General features: G+C 43.6%; 8 protein-coding genes. 7 read left to right on the top strand and 1 reads right to left on the bottom strand.

From position 1 onward, the window contains the following. Nucleotides 1-2: 2 nt before the first annotated feature. Complete coding sequence (locus ACLTOH_RS09065; protein ID WP_412223973.1) at nucleotides 3-2,204, bottom strand: helix-turn-helix domain-containing protein; 2,202 nt, start codon at nucleotides 2,202-2,204, stop codon at nucleotides 3-5. Between the two features lie 302 nt (nucleotides 2,205-2,506). Between ACLTOH_RS09065 and ACLTOH_RS09060 the strand changes: the two genes are divergently transcribed. From ACLTOH_RS09060 to ACLTOH_RS09030, 7 genes are all read left to right on the top strand, one after another. Then, nucleotides 2,507-4,057 (top strand): extracellular solute-binding protein, encoded by a 1,551-nt coding sequence (locus ACLTOH_RS09060; RefSeq protein WP_412223971.1) that lies wholly within the window; start codon nucleotides 2,507-2,509, stop codon nucleotides 4,055-4,057. A gap of 27 nt (nucleotides 4,058-4,084) precedes the next feature. Further along, a complete protein-coding gene (locus ACLTOH_RS09055; RefSeq protein ID WP_412223969.1) occupies nucleotides 4,085-5,422 on the top strand; it encodes a serine hydrolase domain-containing protein in 1,338 nt (445 codons plus the stop codon). A gap of 56 nt (nucleotides 5,423-5,478) precedes the next feature. Beyond that, the gene (locus tag ACLTOH_RS09050) at nucleotides 5,479-6,408 is read left to right on the top strand and encodes an ABC transporter permease (protein ID WP_243037058.1); all 930 of its coding nucleotides are present in this window, start codon (nucleotides 5,479-5,481) and stop codon (nucleotides 6,406-6,408) included. Next, on the top strand, nucleotides 6,405-7,244 hold the full coding sequence (locus ACLTOH_RS09045; RefSeq protein WP_118669162.1) for a carbohydrate ABC transporter permease: 840 nt from the start codon (nucleotides 6,405-6,407) through the stop codon (nucleotides 7,242-7,244). The genes ACLTOH_RS09050 and ACLTOH_RS09045 overlap by 4 nt, the downstream gene beginning before the upstream one ends. 176 nt (nucleotides 7,245-7,420) lie before the next feature. Beyond that, a complete protein-coding gene (locus tag ACLTOH_RS09040) occupies nucleotides 7,421-8,557 on the top strand; it encodes a DUF3048 domain-containing protein (protein WP_412223966.1) in 1,137 nt (378 codons plus the stop codon). 284 nt (nucleotides 8,558-8,841) lie between these two features. Then, nucleotides 8,842-10,224: an MATE family efflux transporter gene (locus tag ACLTOH_RS09035; protein ID WP_337413242.1), complete on the top strand. Its 1,383-nt coding sequence runs from the start codon at nucleotides 8,842-8,844 to the stop codon at nucleotides 10,222-10,224. 8 nt (nucleotides 10,225-10,232) lie between these two features. Continuing rightward, complete coding sequence (locus ACLTOH_RS09030; protein ID WP_412223964.1) at nucleotides 10,233-11,432, top strand: DUF3810 domain-containing protein; 1,200 nt, start codon at nucleotides 10,233-10,235, stop codon at nucleotides 11,430-11,432. Nucleotides 11,433-11,637: the final 205 nt, after the last annotated feature.

Here is an 11,637-nt window from a genome sequence, read left to right as displayed (position 1 = left end):
AGTTATTCTCGAAGGGCATTGGGTGCTACACCGTATTTTTTCTTAAATGCACGGCGGAAGCTGGTCAGATTGTTGTAACCGACCGCCACGTATAAATCTGTTATTTTAATATTCGTTGTTTCCAGCAGATGTTTTGCCTGCGTCATGCGGACCTGTTCCAGATACGTAGAGAAGTTTACCCCTACTGTTTTTTTGAAAAGGAAGGAAAAGTAACTCTCGGAGATGTGGAACAGGTCCGATATTCTGCTTAAACATAAGGATGGATCCCCATAATTCTCATCAATATAAGCCTGAATGCGCACAATCAGCTGGTTGTCGTTTTCCGGTTGCTTGTTTTTTTCACATAATTCCAGAGCAATCTGCTCGTAATTTTTCAGGGTAGAATCTTCGGACAGACAGGCTAAGCTTGAGTCATCATAGGAAATGTCGTTATCCCTGATTACTTTCAATAACGTAATTTCTATATTTTCTAAAAGCCATTTCACTTGTCTGGAATTAAGTTTTCGTTTCTTAAAATTTTCGTCCTTTATAAAATTAAAAATTGTTTTTGTCTGTTTGAAGTTACCGGATTTTACAAAATTATATAGCTGATCCGCAACCTCATTAGGATAAAAGAAGGAATCCTGAAATTCCAAAATCTCACGATACAGACACAGGTACACTGGGCTGGAGATACGTTTTACAGCCTCTTTGGATTGGCGATACGATTTCCAGACGGAGGAGATGGTGTCGGTTGTACAGCCTAATCCACCATAAATCCAGATATTGTATTCTTGCAATAGTGTAGTATGAACATGTGAAAATAAATCTTCGACCTTGTCCAGTTCTTCCCTGTCATATAATAAAATAGTATAAACACTATTTCGGGAACCCTGCATGATATAGGAATGTATAAAATAACTGGAAAGGATATCGGAAATAACATCCGCATAATCAGGGGAGAGGATGTTGATCATTCCCTGAGGGTCATTATTTAGCTCCAAAGTATCCAGGTAGACATTACAGTATAAGATAGCAAAGGAATTGGCATTAGCGGAAATGGAAAGATAATTTTGGGCATACGCAGCTTCTTCCTCACTCAGAATCGTACCATGAATCAATTGATCAAAATAATAATTGCGGAGGGTGATCTTTTGGGACTCATTTAACCGCATGAGCTCTTCGTGGTTGAAATTCACTTCCCGCAGGCGATATTCCATTGCTTCATAGGGTTTATAATTGGCCTTGGACAACAGAACAATAATCAAAAAGCTTCCTACGACACCGAGAAAGATAACGAATAGAGACAGTAACTGCAGTCCGTTTCCCGGTGCTTTCAGGTAGGACGTGGGAACAATCAGATAATAGTTCAGATTCGGTGTCTGTGCGGAGGTATAGAGTACTGTGACGGGAGCACCATGAAATACTGTGCTGGAATATCCCCGTTCGGAATAATCCAACGAGGAAAGCAGAGAAACATCTATTTTTTTTAACAGCGCTTCATTGTTACTGAAAGTAAGCATAGTGTCACTGCTGCTATCCTGGATGATGAGACAGCCATTCTTCATCAGATCGACAGAATCCACCATTTGCTGCATATAATCAGCATTCAGCTCAAAAATGATGTCAGCATTGATATTTTTGAAGGTATAATTCTGCAGAGAGACAGCATAACAATAGTTTTTTCTGTGTGGTGTATATTCGGTCGCAAAATGGTCAAGAGAAAGAAAATGGTTATAATTGTCTGAGGATTCCAGAGTCTCCTTCCATTCCTCATATTTTGAGGGATCCAGCATTTGATTGTTTTTATAAAAGGAATAGAGATTCTCAAAATCATTATAGCTGATTATGTAGTCTGTATGACGCAGATGGATATAATAGGTCTGAATTGGCTGGAGTGAATAGTCAGAATACATATCTACCAGAGCCTGTTTGGTAATATAGGCATTATAATAAAACGCCCGTTCCCCCTGATCGGCTTCCGCCAGGCGGGAAAGGCTGGAATTATTTGCCATTCGCTTGGAAATCAGATAAATATTCGCATAGCAGTTGCTGTATTGCTCGGATACATTTTTAAGAGAAAGCATATTTTCATTCAATAGTTCCTGCTTTGCATTATGCGAAAGAATAAAATGGAAAACAATTCCCAGAATGAGCACAATGACCAAGAGCAGACTGTAGGATGTTATCAATTTTATGAAGTATTTATTTTTTCTGGAATTCATAACAAAAACCCTCCTGAGAGATATTATTATAGTATCATAATAGGTGAAAAAGGCAATGAAATGGAATGTAATAAAATAAAATGTGTATCATTGACATAAAAAATGAGCCCCTAATAACATAAAATATATACACTAAAACTTGAAATATGTGACTTTAAATTGTGCATAATGACAGATATAATGAAGGCACATTGATACTTCCGGCGCCGAAGTGACAATAATGAACAAATTGAACAGCAAAAAACAAAACTAAGAAACAAGAAACAACAGAGAAAATAACAGAATATGGACGGAGGTTATTTATGGTAAAGAAAAAGTTATTATCAGCTACACTGGTTGCGGTTACCGTATGTTCCATGATATTTACAGGGTGTGGTAGCTCTGCGGAAAATACGGGAAATGATACAGGAAAGACAGATACCGGCGCACAGGCAGGAAATACTGCGGATGATGTAGAGAAACCGGAAAAGATTACAATTATGGTAGACGGAACATTTACGCAGCTGGCAGATGGTCAGGAAGAATGGGTCAATAAATGGGAAGAACTGACAGGAATTGAACTGGAAGTTATTCAGCCGGATCACAATGCTTACTATGATGTGCTGGGACAGACATTTGCCAGCGGACCGGAGAACTGGCCGGATGTAGTAATCCTTGGATCTTCCTATTATTCCGGATATGCAGGAGAAGGAGCTCTCTGGGATATGACGGATGCCTGGAACAATTCGGAGCTGAAGAAGAATCCCAAAACGGATGTGAGTGTCGTAGAAGGGAATATGCTGGATGGACACCTGTATGGACTGGCACTGAGCGGCGGTGGTGGTTGCATGACTTTCGTTAGAAAACAGTGGCTGGATAATTGTGGACTGGATATTCCTACAACGTATGAAGAGTACCTGGAAATGCTGGATGCCTTCAGTAACGGTGATCCGGATGGAGACGGCATTAATGGCAATACCATTGGTGTGTCCGCAGCGGGATTTGTAGGTAATGAAGCTCCTTATACCAATTATCTGCCGGAATTCTATCAGGACGCATATCCTTCCTTCTATCAGGGAGAAGATGGCGTATGGAGAGATGGATTTACCGAGGATTCCATGAAAGAAGCGATCAAGAGATTACAGAATGCTTACAACAAGGGTTATATCGACAAGGAATCTCTGACGAATGCGACCAGTAATTGCCGTACCAAATTTATGGAAGGTGAGTTCGGAGCATTTACTTACTGGGCAGGCGGATGGGCTGATACGATGTCGGAGGGACTGATTGCAAATGGACTGGACGGCGAACTGGTATTTATGCCGCCTATCGCAGAGCTTGGAAAATACTGGCAGAGATGTGCACCGGTGTATGCGATTACTTCTTCGTGTAAGAATCCGGAAGGCGTATTTAAATATTTCCTGGAAAGCATTTTTGATGATGGAGATATGGAAACCTTGTGGAGCTATGGAGTAGAAGGCGTTCATTGGTCCAGACAGGCAGAAACAGTATGTGGTAATACATATCAGGATGGAGAATTCCATATGCTGGAGATGCGTTCTCAGCCCGGAGTACAGTATGGGGGCGGTATTATAGGAAATGACAATATCTGCCCGTTGACAGAAAAACTGATGCCCGTAAAGAAATATACAGAGGAATCTATGGAAATCTTCAATGCCAATAACAAGACGGCACCTCTGCCGGTAACAACAGATATGATGAGCCAGTATAACGGCGATCTGACCAGTTTGAAGAACTCTATTATTGCGGACTGTGTAGTACAGGGTGTTTCTGTGGAAGAGGGATACAAACGATTTGAACAGGAAGGCGGAGCAGAATGGTCTCAGGCAATCGTAGATTCCCTGAATAAATAATCTGGTAACAGTATAGGAGGTTGCATTATGATAGATAAAATGAGAGAGCTGACAGACGGGCAGATGCAGGAGTTTGTAAAAGTGTTGGAAAAAAGACGGGTTCCGCTGCATAGTGTTCTGATAGCGCAGCATGGGAAGCTTATATTTGAAAAATATTATGCACCCTATTGCCGTAATAAACTTCAGAGAATGTTTTCTGTGACTAAGAGCTTTACTTCTCTGGCAATCGGATTGCTGGAGCAGGAGGGGAAGATTTCTCTGCAGGATCATATCTGCGATTATTTCCCGGAATATCTTCCCGGAGTAGTACATCCCTGGCTGGCAGAGATGACGATTGAAAATATGTTGAAAATGCAGACCTGCCACAATATGACGACTTATAACAAGACCAGCACAACGGAGAACTGGGTGAGGAGCTTTTTCCAGACAGAACCCACCCACAGACCCGGAACGCTCTTTATGTATGATACATCATCCTCCCATGTACTCTGTGCACTGGTAGAAAAACTGACTGGTAAGAAGATGCTGGATTATATGAAGGATAAGCTGCTGCGCCAGATTGGCTTCAGCGAGGAGTCTTATATCTTAGAGGATCCCTTTGGAACCTCTATGGGAGGGAGTGGCCTGATGGCTACTCCCGAGGATCTGCTACGTACCGGCTGTATGATGTTAAAGCAGGAAAAAGGTTCCTATGTAGCGAGAGCGACAGAGCCGAGAACAGCAACACAGTTGGATGGAGCTGATGGCTGGTATGGATATATGATTCCAATTCCGATGGAGGGAACTTTTGGAATGATGGGGATGGGCGGACAGATGATGCTGGCATTTCCGGAAATGGATCTCGTCGTTGTAACGACAGCAGATACGCAGGGGATGGTCGGAGTCGAGCAGCTGATGCAAAATGCTGTGACAGAAGTTCTACTGAAGGATTGTTTTCCGGAAAACGATGTGGAGAAAACAACGTTGCCTGTGCTGCGTACAGTGTTTGAAGGAAAACCTTGTGCAGATTATGGGAAAAAATATCCCCTGCTCCGAAACAAGTATGGATTTACATGGTGTGGCGTGACTTTTTCCGAGGAGGATCAAAAAGGAGTGCTCTCGTATGAAATGGAGGGAAGAGAATGTCAGATTCCTTTTGGAATCGGACATCTGGAAGAGGGAGAGTTCCCCATATATAAGGAGAAATGTGCTTCTTCCGGAGCCTGGATAGATCAACATACGCTGTTTATCCTTTGCTGGCTGATCGGAGAAAGTGTTGCGTCCATCCGCTTCCGCCTCTATTTCTCGGAAGATGGACTGACCATACATATGAATAAAACAGAAGAGACAAAGTACAACGAATATATGGGATTTTTGAATAGCTGAGATAGAGCAGCCGGAACGGAGGGTAAACGTTGAATGTGAAAGAAAAAGGAAAAACTTTGCCTAAGAGGACGCCTGGAGGAACCCTGTTCAAGCACGCCCGTGCATATCGGGGAGTCTATCTGATGGCGACACCGGTATTGGTGTCAGCTTTGATATTTTATTATCTTCCTATGTTTGGTATCCGTTATGCCTTTTTTACATATAAAGGAATCAATGATCCGATTTTCATAGGAATAAAGCACTTTGTAAAAATGTTCAGTATGCCGGGGTTTTGGAAGGCGTTCAGCAATACGTTGGTGCTGAGTATTACAAAGCTGATTCTGAATACCGGTGCTGCGGTGATCATTTCCGTATTGTTAAATGAATTAGTTTTTTTAAAATTGAAAAAGGTATTTCAGACGATTGTATACATTCCGCATTTCATGTCCTGGGTAGTGGCAGCATCCATATTTTCCATGATCCTGTCTCCGACATCCGCAGGATTGGTCAATGATGTTCTGATGAAATTACACTTGATCACGGATAATATCTATTTCCTCGGAGACCAGAAATGGTGGAGATTTTCGTATTACATAATCAATGTCTGGAAAGATACCGGCTGGGGAACGATTATTTTCATGGCAACGCTGGCAGGAATCAGCCCGGAATTGTATGAAGCAGCGTCGATGGATGGGGCAAACCGTTTCCAGAAGATGATTTATATTACCCTGCCTGCGTTGAACAATACGATCGTAACGGTACTTGTATTGAATCTGGCGAAGGTTATGAATCTGTTTGAGTCAGTTTTTGTATTACAGAATGATGCAGTGATCAAAGTATCAGATGTATTGCAGACTTATATTTATACGCAGACATTTAACTCCGGTGCAATACCGGACTATGGATATACCACAGCGGTCGGTATGTTTTCCTCTATTATAAGCTGTATTCTGGTGCTGGTATGTAACAGGGTAAGCCATAAGACGAGGGGAAGAGGTATTGTATGATGAAAAAGAAAGTGAAAATTTTTGATATCGTATTGATCGTGATATTTACAGTATTTTCGCTGGTGATGATCATCCCGGTATATAAAGTACTGGTGGACTCTTTTGATCTGAAGACGGCTTATGGCATGAAACTGTTTCCGGAGCAGTTCGGGTTCGCAGGGTATAAAACAATTTTTACCAATCCGACGATGTTCAGACCGTTTCTAATCTCCTGTTATACTACTGTTATGGGTACGGTCATGGGACTGCTGATCTCTGTGCTGGGAGCGTATGTATTGATCCAGTGGAAGATGCCGGGGCGGGCATTTATTGCCAATGTACTGCTGTTTACAATGATATTTAATGGAGGTATGATCCCGACTTATCTGGTTATGAAGGATTTCCATCTGACAAATAATCTGTGGGGGGTAATTCTGCTGCCTGCCATAAATGTCTACAATCTGGTGTTGATGAAGAATTTCTTTGAAGGAATTCCTGTGAGCCTGATGGAATCGGCAGAGATTGATGGCTGTTCACATTTCCGGATCTTGTACAAGATTGTATTACCGCTGTCGAAAGCAGCACTTGCATCTATCGGACTTATGTATGCGGTAGGATATTGGAACGATTACACCAATTATAAGCTGTATATCACGAATTCAAATCTGTATAACTTCCAGATGAAGCTGCGTGCATTGATCATGGGAAGTGATCTGCCGTCAGCGATAGAAGGAGCTACAGAAAATACAGTAAAAAATGCATCAGTTATCGTAGCAATCCTGCCGTTTATGATCATTTATCCATTCTGCCAGAAATATTTTGTACAGGGTGTAAATATCGGAGCAGTAAAGGAATAATAAAGAAAACAAAAATGACACCAGCATATAATTGCCAGGTGTCATTTTTTATGAAAGAAAATCTCAAGAAAATCTTAAGAATTTTCGGTGGACAAACATAGGACTTTAGGGATACAATGTATTCTAGAGTGTCGGTCGAGAGACCGGATAGAACAAACAGATGAAAGGAAGCATTCATGAAAAAGAAAGTACTTGCAGCAATTTTAATTGCAGTAGGCGTTCTGACCGGCTGTGGAAACAGTGAGCCTATTTCTTCTCCGATCCAGACCGTAGAAGCAGAGCCTATTGCTACCGATACCAAAGAGGTAGAGCAGCCTTCCGCAACTGAGTCTCCCGCAGATGAAGTTGCACCGGAGCACTCTTATCGCAGCGAACTTACCAACGAGTGGATCGATGAGGATCTGAAGGATCAGCGTCCCATCGCGGTAATGGTAGATAACGAGAGAACCGCACTGCCTCATTTTGGCACCGCAGATGCAGATGTTGTATATGAGATCATGAACAGTACTCTGAACGACAGAATTACCCGTTTTATGGTAGTTGTAAAGGACTGGGAGAAGATCGAGCAGCTGGGTAGTATTCGTAGTGCGCGTCCTACCAACTTTATGTTGGCAGCAGAGTGGAACGCAGTTCTCTGTCATGATGGCGGCCCTTACTTCATCAATGACTGGGCAGCCAAAGATTATTCCGCTAACTTCAGCGGTGGATTCGCCCGTTTCAGCAATGGTAAGGCAACCGAGTTTACCGAGTATATTACTTATGATACCTATACCAACAGCCAGAAGGGCAAGACCTATGACGGTCTGAAGCAGCGTTTTGCAAATTCCAAGTATACCACTACTTACAATGATTACTATCAGGGACCTCACTTCAAATTTGCAGACGGAGAAGTTACCTTTGATGATAGAAGTGATGCTATCAGCGCTACTACCATTGAGCTTCCTTTCAAGCACAACGGTTCTACTCTGAAGTACAACGAAGAGACCGGAACCTATGATTTCTATGAGTATGGTTCTGCACACAAGGATGCTGACAGCAATGCACAGCTCACTTTCGAGAACGTTATTCTGCAGGATACCACTTTTGCAGAACTGGGTGAAGGCTACCTGATCTACAATGCCATCGACTCCGGACGCTCCGGTTACTACATTACTCAGGGTAAGGCTATCGAAGTTACCTGGACCAAGTCTTCCGAGAATGCTATCACACATTACTATGATGCGAAGACCGGTGAGGAGATCCAGATCAATACCGGTAAGACCTATATCTCTCTGATCCCCAGTGATGGTTGGAGCAGCCTTGTAATCAAATAAGTCTGATCCTGACCGCAGAATTAAGAATAAGATCCCTTCCGCAGGCAGATGCCGTGGGAGGGATTTTTTGCGTATACGATGAGCCAAGTACTGATTTGTGCCTGCACAAGAATCTGCATTGCCGTCTGGCGATGCGCCTTTCCATGATGTAAATAAAAAAGATAATAAAAAAGTGTTTTAATACATATAACCCTAAAAATGCCGTGGAAACCACTGAAAAATTAACGTATAATACAATTTAGATTAAGAAAGATATATCTAAGAACAACTTAGGAGTGATGGCAATGAAAACGGCTAAAAAATATAATCCGGATCTGATATTGCACGGAAATCTGATCAGAGCGATCCTGTCTCTGGCAATTCCCGTAGTGATTAACAGCTTCCTGCAGACGATGTATAACCTGACGGATACTTACTGGCTGGGAAAAATTGGAACAGAGCAGCTGGCGGCGATCAATCTGGTGACACCGATGCAGAATATCATTACGAATTTCGGCAGCGGTATCACCGTGGCCGGTGCAGTTCTCATTGCGCAGTATATCGGTGCCGGGGAAAAAGAGGATGCCAGATCCATGGCAAATCAGATATTTGCCTGTGCCATGGGATTTGCCGTGGTCTGTGCCACACTGTGTTTTCTGGGAACACCCGCTATCATCAACTGGCTGGGAGCTGACGGAGGAACTGCATATTATGCAAGAGTTTATCTGCGGGTGGTCATCTGGGATATGCCCTTTTTATATATGGTCAACATTTTTTCCGCAGTACATCAGGCACAGGGAGATACGGTGCGCCCCATGTTCCTTAATCTGGGAGGTATTACGCTGAATCTGTTCCTGGATCCGTTTTTCATGATCATCCTGGATCTGGGAACTGCCGGTGCAGCACTGGCTACGCTATTGGCGAAAGCGATTCCGGCCATGGTGGCTTTCGGACTTCTGTGCAGACAGGAAAATGATATCTGCCTGAACCGTGCGTACATGCGATTACAGAAGGAAAAACTGGGAATGATCCTTAAGATCGGTCTGCCTACCGCTATCGGCGGAAGTACCATGCAGCTGGGATTTCTGCTGATGAGTAAAAACGTGTTTGTCTACGGGACGGAAGCCATGGCGGCTTATGGCATCGGCAACAAAGTGAATGGACTGATCACGCTGCCCTCCAATGCCATCGGCTCGGCAACGGCCACCATCGTGGGGCAGAACATGGGAGCGAAGCAGCCGGACCGTGCAGAGAAGGGGTATCGTTTTTCCATGTGGATATCGGTTGTATTTTTGTTCATAGGTGGTATGATTTTATCAAGAGATATGATCTCCACGGCTATTGTCAGGATCTTCTCTAAGGATGCGGAAGTCGTGGGCATGGCAGCGGACTTTTTAAGTGTTATGGCATTCTGGTGCTTTACCAATGGCGTATACAATACGACCTCCGGTTTGTTCCAGGGAACCGGCCATACGGAGGTGACCATGGCCATCGATGTGACCAGATTGTGGGTATTCCGTTTCCTGACACTGTGGTTCTGCGAGAGCGTCCTGCATATGGGCGTGCGCAGTGTCTGGTATTCCGTGGTGATCAGTAATGGCATTTCTGCGTTGATCCTGTATGTTTTGTACCGCTGTGGCATCTGGAAGAAGACCAGGATCAAGGTTGGAAAAGAGGAAGCCACTTAAGGAGTACTATGGAGAATAAGAAATCCCATAAGAAAAGTTTTCGAATTTATTTAAGCATCGTTGCAGTTCTTTTACTGCTTCAGGTCGTTGCCTGGAGCAGCAGAAGCCTCAGCGATGCTTATATTGATTATATTTTCCCAATCTGGGTCAATACCTACGGAAGGATTACAGGGTTGTTTCCCTTTTCCGTGGGCGAATGGATGATTGTGGCAGGGATTCTGGTGGTGCTGGCTGCGGTGGTGCTGGGATGCAGTTTGCTGATTCCGGCGTGCAGACATTCGGAAAAGTACTGCCGGGGAGTGAAGGGATATTTTGTTTTTTTTGCATGGACGTTGCTTGCCGTATTTGCCATTATGACGCTGAATTGTACCATGATCTATCATGGGTCTACATTTTCGGAGAAATATTTCGGTGAAGAGGAAGCGCAGGAGCAGACAACACAGGAACGAACGGAGGAACTGCTTCGGATCTACAATGATATCGTCCGGCACTGTAATGAGCTCAGTGAGGTCATGGAACGGGATGACAGTGGTGCCGTGGTGTACTCGGGTGGTGTGGACAGCCGGGGTAATGCGGTGGATATGGAGGATAAAGCCATCGATGTGATGCAAAGCCTGGGGAAAAGGTATGATCAGCTGGATGGTTATTATCCCCGGCCGAAGGCTATGTTTTTCTCGGATTTCATGTGTCAGATGTATATGTGTGGCTATTATTTCCCGTTTTCCATGGAGGCAAATTACAATGATGTCATGTACATCATGGAAAAACCGGCAACCATGTGTCATGAGCTGGCTCACATCCGGGGGTATATCTATGAGGATGAGGCGAATTTTATTGCATTTCTGGCCTGCGTAGAGTCGGATGACAGTACTTTTCAATATGCGGGTTACTTAAGTGTGCTGAATTATGTGGCAAACGATCTGTATAAGACGAGACTGGCGGGTCCGGACAGCTATGCGGCGGCCAGAGAGGCGGTACATCCGTTACAGGTATTACAGCAGGTGCAGGAGGACAATATCTTTGTCACAGAAGAGCAATGGGAGAGAATCAACGGAAAAGCTGTGGTGAATACGGAGACGGTGGACAGTGTTTCAGATACCCTGACCAATGCTTCACTGAAATTGAATGGTGTTTCGGATGGCATGATCAGCTACAACCGGGTGGTGGAGCTTTTACTGCAATGGTACGGGGAAAAAGAGGAGTTTTAACCGTATCATTTGTAGGAGATAGAGGAATAATTGCAAAAATTTAAAATTTTTTTGATAAGGTACTTGACATTTGGACGAAATTTGTGTAGACTACGATTGTTATGACGCAGAGCAGTCATGAAACAAGATTGCAAGTAGGATTAAGTCGCGGGCCCAGATAGCTCAGTTGGTAGAGCAGAGGACTGAAAATCCTCGTGTCACTGGT

The sequence above is a fragment of the Waltera sp. genome (assembly GCF_046969025.1).
GTDB lineage: Bacteria > Bacillota > Clostridia > Lachnospirales > Lachnospiraceae > Acetatifactor > Acetatifactor acetigignens.
Note: the sequence above shows the minus strand (reverse complement) of the source record. Positions and strands in the feature narration are given on the sequence as shown.